General features: G+C 70.3%; 21 protein-coding genes. 14 read left to right on the top strand and 7 right to left on the bottom strand.

The window, feature by feature from the left end; translation table 11 throughout:
• Window positions 1-49 precede the first annotated feature (49 nt).
• The 5 genes from JNUCC0626_RS12745 to JNUCC0626_RS12725 are packed head-to-tail and all read left to right on the top strand — an operon-like array spanning window position 50 to window position 5,373.
• A complete protein-coding gene (locus tag JNUCC0626_RS12745) occupies window positions 50-979 on the top strand; it encodes a patatin-like phospholipase family protein (protein ID WP_394619930.1) in 930 nt (309 codons plus the stop codon).
• A 19-nt stretch (window positions 980-998) separates the two neighbouring features.
• Window positions 999-1,622 (top strand): TetR/AcrR family transcriptional regulator, encoded by a 624-nt coding sequence (locus tag JNUCC0626_RS12740; protein ID WP_394619929.1) that lies wholly within the window; start codon window positions 999-1,001, stop codon window positions 1,620-1,622.
• Window positions 1,619-3,010, top strand: a complete 1,392-nt coding sequence (locus tag JNUCC0626_RS12735; RefSeq protein ID WP_394619928.1) for an amidase — start codon at window positions 1,619-1,621, stop codon at window positions 3,008-3,010. The genes JNUCC0626_RS12740 and JNUCC0626_RS12735 overlap by 4 nt, the downstream gene beginning before the upstream one ends.
• 13 nt (window positions 3,011-3,023) lie before the next feature.
• The gene (locus JNUCC0626_RS12730) at window positions 3,024-3,896 is read left to right on the top strand and encodes an alpha/beta fold hydrolase (RefSeq protein WP_394619927.1); all 873 of its coding nucleotides are present in this window, start codon (window positions 3,024-3,026) and stop codon (window positions 3,894-3,896) included.
• A 4-nt stretch (window positions 3,897-3,900) separates the two neighbouring features.
• Window positions 3,901-5,373 (top strand): amidase, encoded by a 1,473-nt coding sequence (locus JNUCC0626_RS12725; RefSeq protein WP_394619926.1) that lies wholly within the window; start codon window positions 3,901-3,903, stop codon window positions 5,371-5,373.
• Here the strand turns inward: JNUCC0626_RS12725 and JNUCC0626_RS12720 are convergent.
• A complete protein-coding gene (locus tag JNUCC0626_RS12720; protein WP_394619925.1) occupies window positions 5,363-6,316 on the bottom strand; it encodes an alpha/beta fold hydrolase in 954 nt (317 codons plus the stop codon). The two genes, JNUCC0626_RS12725 and JNUCC0626_RS12720, sit on opposite strands and share 11 nt — an antisense overlap.
• A 68-nt stretch (window positions 6,317-6,384) precedes the next feature.
• On the opposite strand from JNUCC0626_RS12720, the gene JNUCC0626_RS12715 reads away from it, so the two are divergent.
• A complete protein-coding gene (locus JNUCC0626_RS12715; RefSeq protein ID WP_394619924.1) occupies window positions 6,385-6,972 on the top strand; it encodes a helix-turn-helix domain-containing protein in 588 nt (195 codons plus the stop codon).
• On the opposite strand, the gene JNUCC0626_RS12710 is transcribed toward JNUCC0626_RS12715, so the two are convergent.
• Window positions 6,959-8,173, bottom strand: coding sequence for an MFS transporter (locus JNUCC0626_RS12710; RefSeq protein WP_394619923.1), 1,215 nt, complete (start codon window positions 8,171-8,173; stop codon window positions 6,959-6,961). The genes JNUCC0626_RS12715 and JNUCC0626_RS12710 overlap by 14 nt on opposite strands.
• 122 nt (window positions 8,174-8,295) lie before the next feature.
• Here JNUCC0626_RS12710 and JNUCC0626_RS12705 point away from each other — a divergent pair, with 122 nt between their 5' ends.
• Window positions 8,296-8,949: a winged helix-turn-helix transcriptional regulator gene (locus JNUCC0626_RS12705; protein ID WP_394619922.1), complete on the top strand. Its 654-nt coding sequence runs from the start codon at window positions 8,296-8,298 to the stop codon at window positions 8,947-8,949.
• Here JNUCC0626_RS12705 and JNUCC0626_RS12700 read toward each other — a convergent pair.
• Complete coding sequence (locus tag JNUCC0626_RS12700; RefSeq protein WP_394619921.1) at window positions 8,927-9,097, bottom strand: hypothetical protein; 171 nt, start codon at window positions 9,095-9,097, stop codon at window positions 8,927-8,929. The genes JNUCC0626_RS12705 and JNUCC0626_RS12700 overlap by 23 nt on opposite strands.
• A 230-nt stretch (window positions 9,098-9,327) precedes the next feature.
• Between JNUCC0626_RS12700 and JNUCC0626_RS12695 the strand changes: the two genes are divergently transcribed.
• From JNUCC0626_RS12695 to JNUCC0626_RS12670, 6 genes are read left to right on the top strand one after another with little or no spacing between them, the layout of a single operon-like run.
• Window positions 9,328-10,314, top strand: coding sequence for a HAMP domain-containing sensor histidine kinase (locus JNUCC0626_RS12695; protein WP_394619920.1), 987 nt, complete (start codon window positions 9,328-9,330; stop codon window positions 10,312-10,314).
• Window positions 10,311-10,958 carry a response regulator gene (locus tag JNUCC0626_RS12690; RefSeq protein ID WP_394619919.1) on the top strand — a complete coding sequence of 216 codons (648 nt, stop codon included), beginning with the start codon at window positions 10,311-10,313 and terminating at the stop codon, window positions 10,956-10,958. The genes JNUCC0626_RS12695 and JNUCC0626_RS12690 overlap by 4 nt, the downstream gene beginning before the upstream one ends.
• 9 nt (window positions 10,959-10,967) lie before the next feature.
• Window positions 10,968-11,441 (top strand): cation:proton antiporter regulatory subunit, encoded by a 474-nt coding sequence (locus JNUCC0626_RS12685; protein ID WP_394619918.1) that lies wholly within the window; start codon window positions 10,968-10,970, stop codon window positions 11,439-11,441.
• Between the two features lie 5 nt (window positions 11,442-11,446).
• Window positions 11,447-12,625 (top strand): cation:proton antiporter, encoded by a 1,179-nt coding sequence (locus JNUCC0626_RS12680; protein WP_394619917.1) that lies wholly within the window; start codon window positions 11,447-11,449, stop codon window positions 12,623-12,625.
• Entirely contained in the window at window positions 12,622-12,909 is a 288-nt protein-coding gene (locus JNUCC0626_RS12675; protein ID WP_394619916.1) for a hypothetical protein, read from the top strand. Before JNUCC0626_RS12680 ends, JNUCC0626_RS12675 begins: the two co-directional genes overlap by 4 nt.
• A 33-nt stretch (window positions 12,910-12,942) precedes the next feature.
• Complete coding sequence (locus tag JNUCC0626_RS12670) at window positions 12,943-13,107, top strand: hypothetical protein (protein ID WP_394619915.1); 165 nt, start codon at window positions 12,943-12,945, stop codon at window positions 13,105-13,107.
• Here JNUCC0626_RS12670 and JNUCC0626_RS12665 read toward each other — a convergent pair.
• The 3 genes from JNUCC0626_RS12665 to JNUCC0626_RS12655 are packed head-to-tail and all read right to left on the bottom strand — an operon-like array spanning window position 13,089 to window position 17,143.
• Window positions 13,089-14,441, bottom strand: a complete 1,353-nt coding sequence (locus JNUCC0626_RS12665) for a carboxyl transferase domain-containing protein (RefSeq protein WP_394619914.1) — start codon at window positions 14,439-14,441, stop codon at window positions 13,089-13,091. The genes JNUCC0626_RS12670 and JNUCC0626_RS12665 overlap by 19 nt on opposite strands.
• Entirely contained in the window at window positions 14,425-15,831 is a 1,407-nt protein-coding gene (locus JNUCC0626_RS12660) for an acyl-CoA synthetase (protein WP_394619913.1), read from the bottom strand. The genes JNUCC0626_RS12665 and JNUCC0626_RS12660 overlap by 17 nt, the downstream gene beginning before the upstream one ends.
• A 4-nt stretch (window positions 15,832-15,835) precedes the next feature.
• Window positions 15,836-17,143, bottom strand: coding sequence for an SLC13 family permease (locus JNUCC0626_RS12655; RefSeq protein WP_394619912.1), 1,308 nt, complete (start codon window positions 17,141-17,143; stop codon window positions 15,836-15,838).
• 141 nt (window positions 17,144-17,284) lie between these two features.
• On the opposite strand from JNUCC0626_RS12655, the gene JNUCC0626_RS12650 reads away from it, so the two are divergent.
• Window positions 17,285-17,986 (top strand): FadR/GntR family transcriptional regulator, encoded by a 702-nt coding sequence (locus tag JNUCC0626_RS12650; protein ID WP_394619911.1) that lies wholly within the window; start codon window positions 17,285-17,287, stop codon window positions 17,984-17,986.
• Here JNUCC0626_RS12650 and JNUCC0626_RS12645 read toward each other — a convergent pair.
• Window positions 17,964-20,927 (bottom strand): TIM-barrel domain-containing protein, encoded by a 2,964-nt coding sequence (locus tag JNUCC0626_RS12645; RefSeq protein WP_394619910.1) that lies wholly within the window; start codon window positions 20,925-20,927, stop codon window positions 17,964-17,966. The two genes, JNUCC0626_RS12650 and JNUCC0626_RS12645, sit on opposite strands and share 23 nt — an antisense overlap.
• Between the last annotated feature and the right edge of the window lie 32 nt (window positions 20,928-20,959).

Here is a 20,959-nt window from a genome sequence, read left to right as displayed (position 1 = left end):
CCGAGGACTCCGCCGACGGGGTTTCGCCGCCGGGTGGCACTGTGGAGTCGTGACAGTTCTCCAGTTGCTGCGCGAACGCAGGCTGCAACGAAGCGTGCCGGGCCAACGGACGGACGGCGCGCGCCTGGCGTTGCTGATCGAGGGCGGGAGCTCGCGGGCCGTCTACTCGAGCGGCATGACGGTGGCGATCGAACGCCTGGGCCTGCTGCCGTTGTTCGACGCCGTCTACGGCAGCTCGGCGGGGTCGCTGAACGCCGCGTGGCTGCTCTGCGGGCGCGCCGACCGCAGCAAGCACGCGTGGTGGGACCCGATCGTCATGCGCACGACGATCGACCCACGCCGCCTGTTCGGCAAACGCCCTGTCGTCGACACCCAGCACCTGATCCACACGATCTACACCCAGGTGCACCCGATGGGGTTCCAGGAGATCCTCGACAACCCCGTCGAGTTCCACCCGATGGCCACCGACGGGCTGACCGGCGAGGCCGCCGACCTGCACCCGCACGTCCGCGACCAACTCGGCATCCAGACGGCGCTGAGGGCCTCGGCCGCGATGCCCGTGCTGGCCGGGCCGCCCGTGGTGATCGACGGCCGCCCGTACGTCGACGCGGGGCTGAGCGAGACGATCCCGGTGCGGACCGCGCTGGCCCAGGGGGCGACGCACGTGGTGGCGTTGCGGACGCGCCGCGCCGACGAGGGCGGGTCGCCGCCGTCGCGGGTGGAACGGATGGTGCTGGGGCGGTGGTCCGCCCGGCACGCGCCCGGGGTGATGGGCGCTTTCCTGCGGCGGGAGGAGATCCGGGTCGAGGACGAGAACCTGCTGGCCACGCATCCTGACTGCCTGCAGATCCGGCCGCCGCTGGGGAGCGCGCCGATCGGGCGGACCGAGCGACGGCCGCAGGTGATGCAGGACGCGCTGGACGTCGGGATCGCAGCGGCGCTGCACGACCTGGGCGAGAGCGTGGTCGAGAGCCGCTGACCCTTGTGGACTCCCGCCGGTGGCTCTACGGTATCGCAACAACCTGTTGCGAATTGGAGGGCTGCCGGTGGCGGGGCGTCCGCGGGATCCCGAGCTCGAACAGCGACTGCTGGCGACGGCGTGGTCGCTACTCACCTCGAACGGCTACGACGCGCTGACGTTGACGCAGGTCGCGGCCCAGTCCGGCGCGCACCGGACCGACGTGTACCGGCGCTGGCGCAGCAAGGTGCGGCTGGTGGCGGACGTGCTGGACGCCTACCTGCCGCCGGTGCCCGACCCCGACACCGGCACGGTGCGCGGTGACCTGAGGGCGTTCGCGGAGGATCTGGCCGGGGCCTGGAACGAGCCGTGGAACGACGGGCTCGTCGGGTTCCTCGCCGATCTGCGCGGGGACTCCGACGCCGAACGGACGTTCCGATCGTTGGTCGCACGCAGGTCGCAGCCGTTGGTGGACGCCATCGCACGGGCGGTGCGGCGTGGCGAGATCGCGGAGGTGCCGGAGCTTCCGTTCGTCGGCAACCTGCTCGAAGGGCCGGTGATGCACCGGCGGATGTTCGGGGGCGAGCCGCTGACGTCGCACGAACTGGACGTGGTGACCGAGTCGGTGCACCGGCTGCTCACCGGGACGTCGGTGACGCCGTGACGCTGCACGACCTGACGGCGGCGCAGCAGCTGGAAGGGTTGCGCGCCAAGGAGTTCAGCTCGCGTGAACTGGCCGAGCACTACCTCGATCGCATCAAGAGGCACGAGAACCTCGGCGCGTTCGTCACCATCAACGACGACGCGCTCGAAGAGGCGAAGAAAGCCGACGAGCAACTCGCAGCGGGACACCAGGCGCCGTTGCTCGGCCTGCCCATCGGCATCAAGGACCTCGCGGCCACGGCGGGAATCCGCACGACGTTCGGCTCGGCGGCGCTCGAGAACTTCGTGCCACCACAGGACTCCTGGACGGCCGGGCTGATCCGGCAGGCCGGAGCGGTGCTGATCGGCAAGACGAACACGTCCGAGTTCGGCGCCACCTGCTACACCGAGAACGACGTCACGCCGCACCCGGCCGTGACCCCTTACGCCCCAACGAGATACTCCAGCGGGTCGAGCGGCGGCGCGGCCACGGCCGTCGCGGCCGGGTTGCTGCCGGTGGCGCACGCCAGCGACGGCGCCGGGTCGATCCGCACGCCCGCGGCGACGTGCCACCTGGTCGGGATGAAGCCCAGCAGGGGACTGGTGAGCCCGGCACCCGCCGCGTCGTTCCTGAGCGCGGGCACCGAAGGGCCGATCGCGCGCACCGTCGAGGACGCGGCACTGCTGCTGGACGTCATGGCGTCACCCGCGCCCGGCGACCTCTACGGCTGGCGAAACGTGGGCAGCTTCGCCCAGGCGCTCAAGCTCCGGCGCCCGCTCAAGATCGCGACCTGGACGGACACCGGCACCACCGAAGCACCCGACCCCGAAGCCGAACGGGCCGTGCGGAGAACACGGGAAGTGCTGACGGGGCTGGGACACGAGGTGCGGGAGATCCCGCTGCCCGCCCGCTGGGACGAGCCAGCGAGCCGCGCGATCGTGGTCTGGTTCGCCTACCAGGTGGGTGCCGTGGCCCAGCTGATGGTGCCACGCCCCGAACTGCTGCGGCCGTACACCAGACACCTGCTCGCGATCAACGACACGTTGTCCGCCGACGACGTCGTCGCCGCGCAGACGTTGCTCGCCCGCTACGCCAGCACGTTCCTGGCCGCGACCGACGACTACGACGTCGTCCTCACGCCCACGACGAACGGCCCGCCGGTGCCGATCGGCTACTACGCAGGCGACGAGGCCGACCTGATGCTCAAGTGGTCGTGCCCGACGCCGTGGGTGAACCTCGCCGGAGTGCCCGCGATCTCGCTGCCGTCGCACGTGGACGACCAGGGACTGCCGCACGGCGTCCACCTCGTCGGCCGCGCACGGAGGGACGCCGAACTCCTCGCCCTCGCCGCCCAACTGGAAAGCGCGAGGCTGTGGGAAGACCGCCACCCGCCCGCCTGGCACGAGTGAAAGGGGCGCCGCGATGCCCGATCCCGGACTCGGCCTGACCGAGCAGACCGTCACGCTGCCCGACGGACGTGCCATCCGCACCGTCCGAGCAGGACAGGCGCCAGGGCCGTTGATCGTTTTCGAGGCGGGGATGAGCGCGCCCGCGTCGTCCTGGATCCACACGCAACGCGAGGTGAGCGCGCGCTACCGGACGTTGTCCTACGACCGCGCGGGGTACGTCGGCAGCGACCCGGACACGCACGATCGCACACTCGACCGCATCGTGGACGATCTCACGGCCGTGCTCGACGCCGTGAACGAAACCGACCCAGTCGTGCTCGTCGGACACAGCTGGGGCGGCCCGATCATCCGCGTGTTCGCCGACCGCCACCCCGACCGCGTCGCCGGAATGGTGTTCGTGGACGCGACCCTCGCCGAGATCATGGCCACCCGCAACGCCAAGGTCGCGGCGGGCTTCTTCGCGCTCATGGGGCTGATCGCGAGGTTCGGCGGCAAGGAACTGATCAGGAAGCAGACCTTTCGCAACGGCGTCGCGCCCGAGATTTCCACGGCCGACGTGGAGATCATGACCCGCGACTACGCCAACCCGCGCGGAATGAAGGCTGGCAGCCGGGAGGCCGCGCAGATCGCGAACGCCCTGCCGGTCCTGCGCCGCGTGCAGGCGAACGGCACACCGGACGTCCCGGTCGTCAGCCTGCAGGCCGGACTGGTCGAGCGCGGCATGACGAAATGGCGCCCGCTGTTCAACCAGTACGCGCAGGACCTGATGGACGCCGCCCCGCGCGGAAAGATGGTCGTCGTCGAAGGCGCGGGACATCTCATTCCCCAGGAATCGCCGGAGATCGTCCGGGAAACCATTTTCGGGGTGGCCGAACAGCTACCTTGAGCGCGTGGACTTCGACGAGTACCGCAAGTACGACGCCACCGGGCTCGCCCGGCTCGTCGCCGAGAAGCAGGTGTCCGCGGCCGAACTCCTCGCCGTGGCACAGGAGCGCGCCGCCGCCGTGAACCCGCGGCTCAACGCGATCGTCCGGGACGTGCCCGCCGACCCGCGCGACGACCTCACCGGTCCGTTCGCGGGCGTGCCGTTCCTGATCAAGGACCTGGGCCAGGACTACGCGGGCCTGCCGACCTCGAACGGGTCGCGCTCGCTCAAGACGCACAACGTCGCCGCGCACTCCACCGTGGTCCAGCGCTGGATCGACGCCGGTCTGGTGATCTTCGGCAAGACCAACCTGCCGGAGTTCGGCGCGAAGGCCATCAGCGAGTCGACCACGTGGGGTCCGGCGCGCAACCCGTGGGACCTGGAACGCACTCCCGGTGGTTCGTCGGGTGGTTCGGCCGCCGCGGTCGCCGCCGGGATCGTGCCGTGCGCCGGGGCCAACGACGGCGGTGGGTCGACCCGCATCCCGGCCGCCTGCTGCGGTCTCGTCGGGTTGAAGCCAGGCCGCGGCCTCACGCCGTTCGGCCCGGAGACCGCCGAGATGATGCACGGCGCGGCGGTGCAGGGCGTTGTCTCGCGCACGGTCCGCGACACCGCGGCGATGCTCGACGTCATCTGCGGCGGCGAACCGGCCGGGCCGTACTCGCCCGCGCTGCCGCCGGAGGCGTTCGCGTCCTACGTCGGCCAGGCGCCGGGCAAACTGCGGATCGGCGTGCGCGTGCCGTCCGCGATCAACCCCGACCCGCACCCGGAGGCGGTCGCGGCCGTCGCGTCGGCGGTCAAGACGCTCACCGACCTGGGCCACCACGTCGAGGAACTGCCGGAGGCGCCGTTCGACGACGCGGCCCTGGCCAAGGACTTCCTGCTGACGTGGTTCGTGAACCTCGCCTGGAAGGTCGCCGACGCGAAACGGTTGACCGGGGCGCCGGACCTGGCGTTCGAACGCGACACGCTGCTCATGGCCGCGCTGGGACGGGCCACGAGCAGCGTCGACTACGTGGACGCGGTGCAGCGCCGGCACGAGCACACCCGCCGGCTCAGCACCTACTTCGAGTCGTTCGACCTGCTGCTGACGCCGACGCTCGCGACCCCGCCGCCGAAGGTCGGCCAGTTCGACCTGCCGGTATCGCTGCAACGGGCGACGGACGTGCTGCTCAAGACCGGCACCGCCCGGTTCCTCAAGCACACCCCGATCGTCGAGGACATGATCAGGGACAACCTCGGCTGGGTGCCCTACACGCAGCTCGCGAACATCACGGGGCGTCCCGCGCTGTCGTTGCCGCTGCACTGGACGGCGGACGGGTTGCCGCTCGGCGTCCAGTTCGTGGCGCCGCTGGCGGGGGAGGCGTTGCTGATCAAGCTCGCGGCGCAGCTCGAGGAAGCCGCGCCGTGGGCTGATCGGGTGCCGGTCATGAACTGAGGAACTTCAGCAGTTCGGTGGTCACGAACTGCGGGTTCTCCTCGACGAGCCAATGTCCCGCCTTCGGGACGTCGAGCGCGGCCACGATGTTCGGGACGCGCGGTGCGATCGTGCCCTTGATCGCCTCCGCCTGGCCCTCCGCGGCCATCACCAGGGTCGGGTCCTCCACCGGCCGTGCCGCCTCGGTGTCCCGGACGTCCTGGTCGAGCGCGCGGTACAGCCCGAAGCCGTTGGACAACGTCTTGTCGTAGGTGCGCGCGTACTCGTCGATTTCGTTGTCCGTGAACGGGGACTTCGTGGACGTGCCGCCGAACGCGCTGCCCTGGTAGGACACCTGCGGGTAGAAGAGCTTCAGGTAGTCGCGGACGTCGTTCTGCACGACGGCCTCCGGCACCTGCGGCTGCGAGTGGAACGCGATGTGCCAGCTCAGGCTCCGGTACGTGCGCGCGTCGATCGCCGGGCCGGGCAACGGCAGGTCGAGGTAGCCGAGGCGGGCGGTGTCCTCGGGGAACTGGCTCGCGTACTGGAACGCGACGGCGGCGCCCAGGTCGTGGCCGACGATCGAGGCGTTCTTGATGCCGAGCTTGCTGGTCAGCCCGTGCACGTACTTCGCGAGCGTGGCCTTGTCGAAGCCCTTCGGAGTGCCGGTGCTGTCGCCGAGTCCCGGCAGGTCGAGGGCGTAGACGGTGTGGCGTTCGGCGAGCGCGGGCATGATCGGCCACCAGCCGTACCAGGTCTGCGGCCAGCCGTGCAGCAGCACGACCGGGCTGCCGCTGCCGCCGGTGACGTAGTGCATCCGCACGCCGTCGACGTCGGTGAACTCGTGGCGGAACGTCTTCTGGAAGGCCGGATCGTTCTGGGTGACGCCTGCGTGCGCCGGGGTTTCGACGGGCGTGGTACAGGCGGTGATCAGGAGCAGCAGTGCGACTACGAGGCGTTTCATGCCTTGATCTTGACCACCGGTTGCCGAAGCTGGCACGAAAACTTGCCGTCATGGCAAGATGCCCGGTCATGAACCGCGAAACCGAAGAGGTCCTCGACGGGGTGGGTGCACGGCTGCGGGCGTTGCGGCGGCACCGCGGCATCACCCTCGCCGACCTCGCGACGACCACCGGGATCTCGGAGAGCACGCTGTCGCGGCTGGAGAGCGGGCAACGACGGGCGACGCTGGAACTGCTGCTGCCGTTGTCGCGCGTGTACGACGTGCCGCTGGACGACCTCGTCGGCGCCCCGCGCACGGGTGACCCGCGCATCCACCTGAAGCCGATCCACAAGTACGGCATGACGTTCGTGCCGTTGTCGCGACGTCCGGGCGGCGTGCAGTCGTTCAAGATGCTCATCCCGGCCGTGCCCGAACCGCTGGAACCGGCGTTGAAGACGCACGACGGGTTCGAGTGGCTCTACGTCCTCAACGGACGGCTGCGGCTGGTGCTCGACGACCTCGACCTGACGTTGCTGCCGGGCGAGGCCGCCGAGTTCGACACCGGGAAACCGCACTGGCTCGGCAGCGCGGACGGCGGCGCGGTCGAACTGCTGATCCTGTTCGACCCCCAGGGGGTGCGCGCGCACGTCCAGGCCGACCAGATCACGCCCGGCTGAATCGGGTCGCGATCAGGCCGATCACCGTGATCACCGCGAGGATCACGCCGTAGCCGACGGCCATCGTGGCCGCGCCGACCACGCCGACGAACAGGCCCGCGATGATCGCCGCGCTGCCCATCGCGAGGTAGCCCACGAAGAAGATCGCCGTGAACAACGCCGCCCGCTCGTGCGGCGCGACCTCGGGCACGAGCCCGCGCGTGGTGCCGGCGAACGACGCCCCGATGCCTGCGCCGCCGATGATCGCCGACGCCCACAGCAACGGCAGCGAGGTGGCGCCGATGCTGCCGATGAACAGCACCGCGCCCACGACCATCGCGCCGATGCCGACCGTGCGCAGCGTCGGCGGCCGGTACCGGCTGGTGAACGCGGAGGCCACAGTGGACGCTCCGAGCGCGACGAAAGCCAGCAGTGAGCCGACGATCGGGCTCTGCACCGCGAACACGGCGACCAGCAGCGCGGGCACGAGTCCCATGAACGCCGTCATCGTCATGAACCCGCCGACGATGCCCGGCACCGTCGTCCAGTAGAGCCTGCGCACCTGGACCGGCAGTTTCAGCCGGGGGTTGAGCGACGCGATCGCACCCGGCTTGCGCGTCGCGGTCTCGGGCGTGAAGTAGGCGAACAGCGTGCCGGCCGCCATGACCACGGCGAGCACCAGCCACACGTCGAACGCGGCGTTGGAGGAGAACTCGGCCAGCACACCCGCGAACAGCGCGCCGATCGCCAGCCCGCCGAGCGGCGCCATGCTGGTCATCTGCGCGCCGAGCTTCTTGAACTTCTCCGGCGCGAGTTCCACGACCGCGGCGCTGAGTGCGGCGGACGCGGCCCCGGTCGCCACGCCCTGCACGACCCTGGCGGCGATGACCCAGCCGATCGACGGCGCGAACAGGAACATCAGCATCGCCACGAGGTCGACGCCGAGTGCCGCGAGCATCAACGGCCGCCGTCCCACGTGGTCCGAGAGCGACCCGATCACCAGGATCGACACCAGCAGCGAGAACGCGTAGATGCCGAACGCCAGGGTGAGCACCCACGGCGCGAAGCCCCATTCGTGCTGGTAGACGGGCAGCAACGGGGTCGGTGCCCCGGCCGCGACGAGGATCGCCACCATCGCCGCCGAGATGCCCGCGAATCCGGCGCCGCGGGACAGAAGAGGCCGCCGCGCGGTCGCGGCGGGACGGTCGAGCAGTGCGGTCATCGCACTTCCTTCACTGGGGAGCGGGCAATGCGACGACCGTAGGCCTGTTCACTTCATTTTTGCAAGTGTGCTCTACATCGCGCAGCTGGATACGTTCAAGCAAGCGCGCTACGATCAGCGTTGTGAAGCGACGCGACTTCGGTCAGTACTGCGGCCTCGCCCGCGCCCTGGAACTGGTGGGCGAGCGGTGGGCGTTGCTGATCGTGCGCAACCTGCTGGTGCGCCCGCACCGCTACACCGAACTCCAGACGGGCCTCGCGGGAATCCCGACGAACGTGCTGGCCACGCGCCTGAAGGAGCTGGAACAGGCGGGCCTCGTCGAACGCCAGGTGGCGCCCGCACCGGCCAGGGGCGTCGTCTACGCGCTCACCGAGGTGGGCCGCTCGCTCGAGCCCGCGCTGCTGTCGCTGGCCCGCTGGGGCGCGACGCAGCTGGGCGAGCCGCAGCCGGGTGACCGGGTGACGCCGGAGGGCATGGCGCTGAACATGCGCGCGGCGTTCCGGCCGGAGCAGGCCGTGGACATGACGGCGGCCTGGGAGATCCACGTGCGCGACGCCGTGGTCCACGTCGTGATCGACGAGGGCGCGCTGACGACCGGCCTCGGGGAGTCCCCGGTCAAGCCGGACCTGGTGATCACGCCTCAGCTCGACGAGGACGCGCTGCCATCGTTCCGCGCGGTGGTGCACGCGATCCGCGAGGGCGCGGTCGAGCTGGCCGGTCGGCGCAAGCTGCTGGACACGTTCCTGCGCGTCTTCACCGCTCCGCGCGCGGCCTGAGGGCGACCGAGCCGGCCAGGATCAGACCTGCGGCGACGAGCAGGGCGTGCGGCACGAGCAGGCCTGCCGCGACCAGGGCGAGCGCGACCACGTGCCACGGCCAGGTGCGCCTGCGGGTGTCGGTGGCTGACTTCGTGACTGTCTTCATCGGGCGCCTCCGGGGGGCTTGAGGGCGTCACGTCCACCCTGCATCCGATATGTCCGGTTTGGCGATCGGTCGCGGCACCCAACTCGGGATGGGGGAGACGCCCACCCCTCCGCACGGTCGTGAGTGTCGCCACCCCACCCGCCGCCGACCGGCGCGCATGCCGCCGCCCCGCGAACATGGGTGTTGCCACGGATGGACAGGTGGCGTCCCCGCCCGTCAGCCTCGCAGGCGTGGCGGGAAGTGATCACGGAGAGGCGGCTCGTGTGTCGTTGTTCGGGCGGATCTTCCTGCTCAACGCCCTGGTTCTGGCCGTAGCGGCCGCACTGCTGGTGTTCGGGCCGGCCACGGTGTCCACGCCTGCGTTGTCGCGCGAGATGCTGGTGCTGGCGGCGGGACTGGCGGTGATGCTGATCGCCAACGCCGCGCTGATCCGGGTCGGGCTCGCGCCGCTCGGGCGGTTGACCCGGGCGATGACCACGATCGACCTGCTCAAGCCCGGGCCGCGGTTGCAGGCGACGGGGCACGGCGAGATCGCCGAGCTGATCACCACGTTCAACAGCATGATCGACCGGCTGGAGGCCGAGCGCGGCTACAGCTCCGCGATCGCGTTGTCCGCGCAGGAGTCGGAACGGCGGCGGGTCGCGCAGGAGCTGCACGACGAGGTCGGGCAGTCGCTCACGGCCGTGCTGCTCAGTCTCAAGCGGGTGGCCGACCAGTCGCCGCAGGAGACCCGCGAGGAGCTGCTCGTCGTGCAGGAGACGACGCGCAGCACGCTGGACGAGATCCGGCGGATCGCGCGGCGGCTGCGGCCCGGTGTGCTGGAGGAGCTGGGGCTGGTCAGCGCGCTCAAGGCCCTCACGAACGAGATCTCCGAACCGACCGGGCTCGCGATCAAGCGGTCGTTCGACAAGAACCTGCCCGCGCTCGACGCCGAGACCGAGCTCGTGGTCTACCGCGTCGCGCAGGAAGGGCTGACCAACACCGTGCGGCACTCGAACGCCGACAGGGCCGTGGTGAGCCTCACCGCCCGGCCGTCAGAAGTGGAGCTGCGCATCACGGACGACGGCCAGGGGATCGGCACCAGTCAGGAAGGCGCGGGCATCAGGGGGATGCGGGAACGGGCGTTGCTCATCAGCGCGGACCTCTCCGTGGGGAGAGCGCCCGGCGGTGGGACCGAGGTCAGGCTCGTGGTGAAGGCCAAGGGGGACAGCGAATGAGCGTGCGCATCCTGCTCGCGGACGACCACGCGCTCGTCCGCCGCGGCGTGAGGATGATCCTCGACAACGAACCCGACCTCGAGGTCATCGGGGAGGCGGGGGACGGGGCCGAGGCGATCAGCCTGGCGCGCAAGGACAAGCCGGACCTCGCGATCCTCGACATCGCCATGCCCAGGCTCACCGGGCTCCAGGCCGCGCGCGAGTTGTCGAGGCTGCTGCCGGACCTGCGCATCCTGATCCTCACGATGTACGACAACGAGCAGTACTTCTTCGAGGCGCTCAAGGCGGGCGCGTCGGGGTACGTGCTGAAGTCGGTGGCGGACCGGGACCTGGTGGAGGCGTGCCGGTCGGCGATGCGCGGCGAGCCGTTCCTCTACCCCGGCGCGGTGAACTCGCTGATCCGCAACTACCTGGACCGCGCCAAGGAGGGCAACGGGTTTCCGGCCAAGGCGATCACCGATCGCGAGGAGGAGATCCTCAAGCTGGTCGCGGAGGGGCACTCCTCCAAGGAGATCGCGGACATGCTCGTGATCAGCGTCAAGACCGTCGAGCGGCACCGGGCCAACCTGCTGCAGAAACTCGGGCTCAAGGACCGCCTCGAACTCACCCGGTACGCGATCCGCGCCGGGCTCATCGAACCCTAGGAACCACGCGTGAACGTCGAAGTGACGCCCCTGCCCGGCATAGGGGTCAGGCAGGACTTCTCCATCCGTTCCGGCCGCCGGATCGGCGTGATCTCCTACCGCGACGGCAAGTTCGAGCTGATCCTGTCCAAACAGGACGACCCGGACGCCACCGCCGCGTCGATCCCGCTCGCACCGGAGGAGGCGGGCACGCTCGCCGGGCTGCTCGGGGCGCCGCAGCTCGTCTCGCAGCTCGACCGGCAGCACCGCGACATCGCCGGCATCACGACCCGGCAGTTGCCCGTCACGGCGTTCGCGCTCCGCACGCTCGGCGACACCGCGCTGCGCACCCGCACCGGCGCGTCGATCGTCGCGGTCGTGCGGGCGGGCACCGCGCACCCCTCGCCGGGCCCCGACTTCCAGTTCGAGAACGGCGATCTCGCGGTCGTCGTCGGCACCGCGGAGGGTCTCGACACCGCCGCGGACATCCTGACGGGCGGCTGACCACAGTGCACGACACAACGATCGCGCTCATCCAACTGGGTGCGGTCTTCTTCGGACTGGGCCTGCTCGGCCGCGTGGCGTGGAGATTCGGCATCTCGCCGATCCCGCTCTACCTCGTCGGCGGCCTCGCGTTCGGCTCCGGCGGGCTGATCCCGTTGCACGGCATCGAGGAGTTCACCCACCTCGCCAGCGAGATCGGCGTGGTGCTGCTGCTGTTGTTGCTGGGCCTCGAGTACTCGGCGTCCGAACTCACGACCGGCCTGAAGAAGTCGTGGATGGCCGGTCTGCTCGACATCGTGCTCAACGCGGCACCCGGCGCGATCGTCGCTCTCATGCTCGGCTGGGGACCCGTCGGCGCACTGGCGATGGCGGGCGTCACGTACATCTCGTCGTCCGGCATCATCGCGAAGGTCCTCGGGGATCTCGGCCGTCTCGGCAACCGCGAGACGCCGGTGATCCTCTCGGTGCTGGTGTTCGAGGACCTGGCGATGGCCGTCTACCTGCCGGTGCTCACCGCCGTGCTGGCGGGCGTCAGCTTCTGGGGCGGACTCACCTCCGTCGGCATCTCGTTGCTCGCGATCACCATCGTGCTCGTGGTGGCGTTGAAGTACGGCCGGGTCATCTCGGCCATCGTGGACAGTCCGGACCACGAGGTGTTCCTGCTCAAGCTCCTCGGTTCCGCGCTGCTGGTCGCGGGCATCGCGTCCGAGCTGCAGGTGTCCGCCGCCGTCGGCGCGTTCCTCCTCGGCATCGCCATCTCCGGGTCCACCGCCGAGAACGCCACCCGCCTGCTGGAACCGTTGCGCGACCTGTTCGCCGCGATGTTCTTCGTGGTGTTCGGCCTGAACACCGACCCGCGCACGATTCCGCCGGTGCTGTTCATGGCGATCGTGCTCGCGATCATCACCACGCTGACGAAGGTCGCCACGGGCTGGTGGGCCGCCCGCCGGCAAGGCATCGGACCGATGGGTAGAGCTCGGACCGGCGCCGCGTTGGTGGCGCGAGGTGAGTTCTCGATCGTCATCGCCGGACTCGCGGTCGCGTCGGGCCACGTCAGCGAACAGCTGGCCGCTCTGGCGACCGCGTACGTGCTGCTGATGGCGATCATCGGCCCGATCGCGGCGCGCTACGTGGAACCGGTCGGCGAGTTCTTCCTGCGGCGCAGGCGGGCAGCGACTGGATGAGGTGGCCGGCACTCCTGCTGGCGGTGTTGCTGGCGTTCGTCGGAACGAGCGCCCGCGACACGGCGGCCGACCAACCGGGATCGGGGCTCAACGCCCCGGTCTCGGCCGTGCACGTGCACGCGACGGGTGCACCGGACGCGTGCTGGGCCCTGGTCGGGACGTTGATCGACGCTCGCCCGCCGTCCGCGCGTCATGCGGCCTCGGTGGCGTGCGCGGAGAGCGTGGACGGAACCTCCTCAGGTCAGTGGTCGAGCCGGGCACCGCCGTTCGCGGCGATCGCCTGACTCCACGTTCCCCTGACCCTTGAGGACCTCTTCATGTCGTACGTAGTTCTTGTGCTGCTCGTTTTGTCCGTGATCTTCGGTGTCGGCGCTCTGGTTGCGATGGTGCAGCGGAAAGAGCCGTTCTACGGCGTCGTCGGGCTCGTCACGATCTGCGTCCCTTCGTCGCTGCTGGCGTTCCTCTACATCGCCGTCGCCTGACCGACGTCGACGGACCGGTCGGGCTGGGCGATCCCTCGGGCCACGCCCAGCTCGACGAGGTCCTGCGGTCGCAACCGCAGTTCGTCCGCGGTTCGCCGGGCCTGCGCCGGATCCCGCTTGAGGATCGCGGTGGCGAGCTCGGGGGAGATCACCGCGAAGTAGCTGTCCGGCGTCACCCACATCCGGTCCGGCGCCGCGAACGCCAGTGCGCCCCCGGACCCGCCCTCCCCGACCACCAGCGTCGTCACCGGCACGGTGGCGTCGGCGATCGCGGTGAACAGCTCGGCGATCGCCGCCCCCACCCCGGCCCTCTCTGCCCCCGCGTCGTTGGCCGCCCCCGGTGTGTCGACGAGCGTCAGCACCGGCACCCCCAGCCTGGAGGCCAGCCTCACGAGCCTGGCGGCCGTGCGGAACCCGGCCGGGCGCGTGGCCGTTCCGCACTGCGCGGCGTAGGCGAACGTCCGGCCGTCGCGCTGCCCGAACCCGCACAGGACACCGGGATCGACACCTCCGGCGCGGTCGCCGTTGATCGGCTCGTGCCAGTCGAAGTAGGCGCCCAGGTACTGCTTGGCCCTCGGCCGGCCGAGAGCGCGGGCGTTCGTCACGGCGTCCCAGCCGGTTTTCGGCAGCGTGGCCAGACCGAGTGCCGGCGGCACCGGGGCCTCGTCGCCGGGGGTGGTGAGCAGGCGGAGCCAGCGGTGCAGCCTGCCGGGGAGTTCGTCGGGTGTCAGGAGTTGGTCGACCAGACCGGCCGCGAACTGCTGGGTCACCGAGTAGCCCGGTGGCCGCACCCGTGAACCGGCGAACCCGACCTGTGCACCCCGCAGGCCGAGGACCACGTCGGCGCCCGCGCCCAGGGTTGCCCAGCCGCCGCCGGTGGTGGGGTCTCGCAGGACGGTGATGTGGGGCAGTCCCGCACGTCGGGTCAGAGCGAGCTGGCGGGCTATGCGGGGGAGTTGCATCAGGGCGAGGGTGCCCTCCTGCATGCGGCTGCCACCCGTTGCCACCAGGGAGACGATGGGGAGTTCGTGTTCGCGGGCGTGGGTGAAGGCCTGTTCGATACGCGCGCCGGTGCGGGTGCCGAGAGAGCCGCCGAGGAAGCCGAACTCGAACGCGACGACGACCGCTGAGGTGCCGCCGAGGTCGGCTACGCCGCAGACGACCGACTCGTGCTCGCCGGTGAGGGTGGTCGCCTTGGTGAGCTGGTCGTCGTAGCCCGGCCAACCCAACGGTCCGTCCGCGCTTCGTTCGTGCGGTTGACCATCCGGCAGCTCGGAGAACGCCGCCGCGACCCTCCCGATCAGCTCGCGCGCCGACTCACGTCCGCAGGGCACGTTTCATCACCTTGCCCATGTCGTTGCGCGGCAACGACTCCACGAACCGCACGGTCCGAGGCCGCTTGTGCGGCGTGAGCAGCCGGGCGACGTGGTCGGCCAGGTCGTCGGGCGACGGCTCGGCCCCGGCGGGCACCACCCAGGCGACGATGCGCTCGCCCAGGTCGTCGTCGGGCTCGCCGGTGACCGCGACCTCCTTGACCGACGGGTGTTCCAGCAGGGCGTTCTCGATCTCGCCCGCGCCGATCTTGTAGCCGCCGCTCTTGATGATGTCCGTGGCCTTGCGGCCGACGATGCGGTAGTAGCCGTCGTCGTCGCGCGTGCCGACGTCGCCGGTGCGGAACCAGCCGTCGGCGAACGCCTCGGTGGTGGCGTCGGGCCGGTTCAGGTATTCGGTGAACAGGTTGCGGCCGCGCACCTGGATCTCGCCGACCGCGCCGACCTCGTCCAACGTCAGGCCCGCGTCGTCGACGAGTCGCACCTCGACGCCGGGCAGCGGCACGCCGACGGTGCCAGGCCTGCGGTCGCCGTCGAAGCGGACGCTGGTGTTCATCAGCGTCTCGGTCATGCCGTAGCGCTCGACCACGCGCTGGCCGGTCGCGGCGGCGATGCGTTCGTGGTCGCGCACGGGCAGCGCGGCCGAGCCCGACACCAGCAGCCGCGCCTTGCCCAGGGCCTGGCCGAGGGCCGGGCTGTCGCCGACCTCCTCGGCGATCCGGTGGTACATGGTCGGGACGCCGAACATCATCGTGGCGTCGCCGTTCAACGCCTCCACCACCGCGCCGGTCGAGAACTTGCCCAGGTGGTGCAGCGTGCCGCCCTGCCGGAGCGGGCCGAGCACGCCGAGGATCAGGCCGTGCACGTGGAACAACGGCAACGCGTGCACCAGCACGTCCGCCGGGGTCCACTGCCACGCCTGCGCCACCGCGTCCAAAGTGGACTCGATCGCGCGGCGCGGCAGCACCACTCCCTTGGGTGCGCCGGTCGTGCCCGAGGTGTAGACGATCAGCGCGGGCGCCTCGTCGCCGTGGTCCGCGAACGGCTCGCCGGACGAGCCGTCCAGTGTGACGTCCTTGCGCTGCACCGAGTCCAGGCCGGAAGGCAGGGGAACACCAGGTCCCGCCAGCACCAGGGCCGGTGCGCTGTCGGCCACGATGTGCGCGAGTTCGCGTTCGCCCACCTTGGGGTTGAGCGGCACGGCGGGCACCCCGGCGAGCAACGCGGCCACGACGGCCACGCACGTCTCGATCGTCGAGGTGGCCCACACGGCGACGCGGGGGAGCCCGTCGAGCTCCCGGGCCAACGCTCCAGCGCAGGCGCCCAGTTCGGCGTGGGTCAGGCTTCGGTCGCCGAAGCGGAGGGCGACGCGGTCGGACTGCAAGGCGAACATCGACTCACCAGATTCCCGGGACGACGAGGGCGAGCCAGACCAGCGGCGGCGCTGCCGCGACCATGATCCCGCCGTAGACCATCAACTGCTTGAAGAACTTGTCGCGATCCACGTCCTGCGCGCCCGCCAGCACGAGCGCGCCGTTGGTGGAGAACGGACTCACGTCGACCACCGTCGCCGACACCGCCAGAGCCGCGATCAAGCCGACCGCGCTCACCTCGCCCTGCAACAGGAACGGCACCGCCAGGGGGATCAAAGCGCCCATGATGCCGACCGACGAGGCGAACGCCGACACGATCGCGCCGATGTAGCAGATCAGCAGCGCCGCGACGAGCGGAGCACCGACACCGGCGACCGAGTCGCCTGCCCACTTGATCGTGCCCATGGTCTGGAGGACTGCGACGTAGGTCAGGATGCCGCAGATCAGCAGGACCGTCGGCCAGGTGATCTGGGTGATGGCGTGCTTGGAGGTCTCCGGCCACACGACGCTCAGCAGCACCGCGACGGTGATGGCGGCGAGGCCGACGTCGAGGTCGAAGACGAGAGCGGCGACGACCAGGGCGGCGAGACCGAGCAGGGTGGCCAGGCGCGGCGCCGTCAACGACACGCGCTCGTCGGACGAGTCATCGGACGAACCGGCGGCCTTCTCTCCCGGAACGTCTCCACCACCTCCGGCACTGACCAGCGCGGGCGTGTCGAGCGGCTGGCGGGCGAGCTTCATCCCGCCCAGCACCACGAACACCACGGCCGCGATCAGCAGGTTCACCACGAGACTGGCCAGGAACAGCACGATCTCGTTGCCCGGCAGGCCCTCCTTGGCCACGATGCCGTTCACGATCGTCCCGTAGATGCTGATCGGCGAGAACCCACCGGCCTGCGCGCCGTGCACCACCATCACACCCATCAGCAACGGGTTGATCCGGTACTTGGCCGCGAACCCCATCGCGATCGGCGCCACGATGGCGACGGCCGCCGGGCTGACCGCGCCGATCGCCGTCAGCACGCCGGTGATCGCGAACATCACCCACGGCATCAGCGCGATCCGCCCGCCCACGGCCCGGATCGCCATGTGCACCAGCCAGTCCGTGGTGCCGTTGGCGCGGGCGATGGCGAACAGGAACGTCACCCCGACCAGCACGACGAACAACGAGCCGGGGAAGCCTTTGAAGATGTCGTCGGTCTTCATGTCCGCGACCAGCGTGCCGACCCCGAAGGCGGCGGCGAAGGCGAGCGCACCCATGTTGATCGACCTGGTCGTGGCGATCACGAACACCACGACCAGCACGAGTATCGAGATCAGTTCGGCGGACATGCAGGGCTCCCGTCGTTGGGGCTGTCCGGTGGCGGCCGGGGGATCAGTGGCCGAGTGGCTCAGCCACTTTCCGCCCACTGTCGAGCAGATGTCAAGAGGTGGCCTAGTGGCTGAGCCACTTGACCGGTTATTCTGGTCGGTATGTCCGAGGCGCTGAGGCCGATGGTGAAGTCCCGCCTGTACGAGCAGGTGCTCGAACGGCTGCGCGCGCACGTCATCGAGGCCGGGCTCCAGGCGGGGGACAGGCTGCCGGCCGAACGCGACCTGGCCGCGAGTCTCGGCGTCAGCCGCGCGTCGATCAAACAGGCGATCGTGGTCCTGGAGGTCCAGGGCCTGGTCGAGGCACGGCACGGCGGCGGCACCTACCTGGTGCGCGACACGCTCGACGTCGAACCGGTCGAGCAGCTCGTCGAACGCCGCAAGCGCCTCCCTGAGGTGCTGGAGGCCCGCGAGGCCCTGGAGACCAAGCTCGCCGAACTCGCCGCCGAACGCCGCACCGACGAAGAACTCGAAACGATCAGAGCGGCCCTCGACTTCATGCGCGACGAGATCGCCGACGGCGACAACGGCGTGGAAGGGGATCGCCGCTTCCACGCCGCCGTCACCGCCGCGGCGCACAGTTCGCTGCTGGCCGACTTCATGAAGACCATCGCCCAGCAGATCACCGAGAGCCGCACCGAGTCGCTGCGCCAGCCGGGGCGTCCCTCCCGGTCACTGGCGCAGCACACGGCGATCTACGAGGCCATCGCGGCGGGCGACGCGAAGAAGGCCGCCGCCGCGATGCGCAAGCACGTGCGGACCGTCGCGAAGGTCCGCCTGCTCACCTGGGTGCCCGAAGACTGATCACCGCGCCCGACCCCTTCACCGTCCGGGTCGAGCCGCCGTCGTGCACCACGACCGTCCAGTCCCGTTTGGACGCCGACAGCACGAGCAGGTGATCACGCGCCTGCACGATCCGGGTGCGTTTCCCCTTGTCCTCGTACAGGGTGAACTCACCGGTCGCGCCCGCCGTCACGTGCACGGTCAACGGCCCGCCCGCCACGTCGTGCGCGACGTCGGCCGACCGCTCGACCACCATTCCGCCGGACCGCAGGAACACCGGCATGGTGTCGAGACCAGCGCTCACCGTCGCCCAGCTGTTGCCCTGGTACACCTGGCCGGTGAAGTAGTCGGTCCACTGGCCGGGCGGGAACCACACGCGCGTCGAGCCGACGTCACCGGGAGTGGTGATCGGCGCGACCAACATGTCGGACCCCAGCAGGAACTGGCTGTCCACAGTGGAGTAGGCCTCGGGCGAACCCGGGTACTCGATGTAGGCCGGACGCACCATCGGCACACCGGTCCGATTCGCCTGCTCCGCCACCGAGTACAGGTACGGCACGAGCCGTTCGCGCAGGTTCAGGAACTTCGTCGCGGACGCCTGCGCGGCCGGTCCGTACTGCCACGGCAGCCGGTCGCCGTGGTTGCTGTGCAGGCGGGTGATCGGCTGGAACGCCCCGAGCTGCACCCACCGCGCGTACAGGTCGTCCGGCAGCTTGGTCGTCCACCGCAACTGCCCGTTGTCGAGGTACTGCTCCGACCCGCGCAGCCCGGTCGTGTCGTTGTGCCCGCCGATGTCGTGGCTGATGTTCGACATGCCCGTCGCCACGCCCTCGGCCGAGGTGTAGCCGATGGTCGCCTTCAACGTGCCCCACGTCGACGAGGTGTCGCCGGTGAAGTGCAACGTCGTGCGCTTCTCCGCCCACGGACCTGTCGGCAACGGCCCGGAACCGCTGTAGCCGCCCGCCTGCAACGACCCGAAGCCGCGCGAGAACGCGAACGAGCCCATCTTCGAGTACTGCTCGTTGATCCACGTGTCCGGCGTGACGCCGCGCAGCGACGAACCCGAGCCGTCGCAACACCAGTCGAGCCACCAGAAGTCCGTCGGCATCTTCCGGTGCAACTCCACGTACGCCCGCAGCTGGTCCGGGTCGGCCCAGTCGAAGACGTAGCAGTTGGTGCAGGAACCCTTCGCCAGCTTGCCCTTCGCGGTGGCCTGGGCCTGCGCGAAGTCCGGGTCGTCGCCCTGGATGCTCGGGTGGATGTTCAACGTGCTGTGCAGGCCCTCGCCGTGCGCCCAGTCCAGGAACCCTTGTGGGTCGGGGAACTTCGCCTGGTCCATCCGCCAGCCGTTCCACAGGTTGTGCGCCTTGAAGTCCGTGTCGACCACCAGCACGTCCAGCGGCACGCCGTGCTGCCGGAACGCGGGCAGGATCCGGTCGCGGTAGTCGGCGGCCGTGCGGTCGATGTACTCGGAGTACCAGACGCCGTAAGCCCACTGGGGCAACACCTTCGGGCCGCCGGTCAACGTCGCCAGATCACCCAGCGCCGCCTTGTAGTTCGTGCCGTATCCGAACACGTACCCGTCCTGGTACGGCTGCGCGCCCCGGTCCCCGCGTGGGTTTCCGTTGCGCAGCGCGGAAGGCGTGTCGTCGAGCAGGTACCAGCCGTCGCGGTACAGCAGACCGGGTGTGAGCTGCGGATCGCCGTTGTTGCCCGTGTAGCCGTCGAGCGAACGCCGATAGCCGCCAAGAGCCAGGTGCTGCACCGAGTTGTTGATGCCGATGGTGTCGAGGTTGACGTGGCACCCGGAGTCCGGGCACGTGATGTTCAGGTCGGAAGTCCCGGCGGGCAACGAGATCGAGGCTGTCGCCGTGGCCCAGGTCTTCCAGTCGGCCGTCACGGGCAGGACGACCGCCTGCCCGTTGACCAGCACGGTCCGCGGCTCGTGCTTGCCGTCGCCGCCGACACCGTTGGCGTACCGCAAGGTCACCGGGTACGCACCGGCCGCGGGCACACTCGACACCCGCTGCGTCAGCCGCGTGCCGCCGACCAGTTCGGCGACGAAGCCGGTGCCCGCGAACCCGGCGTGCTCGTCCGCGATCTTCGCCGCGCCGCTCACCGCCGCGTTCTCGGCCTCGCAGGTGGTGCCGAACCGGCAGTCGTCGGTTGTCCTGACCCCGGGATAACCCTGGTCGCCGCTCAGCAACGCCAGGCTGTCGACGTTGACGTTGCCCGAGTCGGCCGCGCCGCGCGTCAACGCGACCCGGTGCTCACCTGCGGTCAGGTCGACGTCCGCGGACACCTGCCGCCAGTCGTTCCAGTTCGCGGTCGCCGGCAACGTGAGCTGCCGGGGAGCCTGCCCGTCGACGGAGAGGCTCAGCGTGCGGTTCTCGTGCTTGCCGTCGCCGCCCTGCCCGTTCGCGTACTTCACCACCACGCGATGCCGACCGGCCGTGGAAGCACGCACGGTCGCCGTGATCCCGTTGTTCCGGTAGGAGAACCCGGCCACGAACCCCGAGCCGGTGGCGCCGGGGTGGTCCGCCGCGACCAGCAGGCCCTCCCGTGCCGTGTCCTCGGCCTCGCACAGCTGCCCGGTCGCACAGACCACCCGCCGCCACGGGGACGCGGTCGTGCCACCGGTCTTCAGTTCGAGGTTGTCCGCGCGGAACGGCCCGGAACCCACGCGGTACCGCAGGGTCAGCGCCGACGTGGTGATCGTCAGCCACCCGTCGGCCACCCGCGAGGTGTAGGCCGTGCGCGGGAAGGTGCGGTTTACAACGTTGTAAGTGGCCTGGTCCTCAAAGCGGCGGTCCCCGGCGAATTCCGACCGGATCAGCGTGGGGGAGAGGACCTGGAACCTCGCCTGCCCGGAGATCACCGTGCCGTTCGGCTGGGCGGTCGCGGGGGCCGGGAGCCCCAGGGTGAGTAGGGCTAGCAGGGGGACTAACGCGCGTTTCCGCATCCGTGCTCCTCGTCTGACGCCGTCGGCTTCCG

This window comes from Lentzea sp. JNUCC 0626, assembly GCF_043632865.1.
Classification (GTDB): domain Bacteria; phylum Actinomycetota; class Actinomycetes; order Mycobacteriales; family Pseudonocardiaceae; genus Lentzea.
The sequence above is the reverse complement of the archived record's forward strand: the minus strand, read 5'-3'. Positions and strand labels throughout refer to the sequence as shown.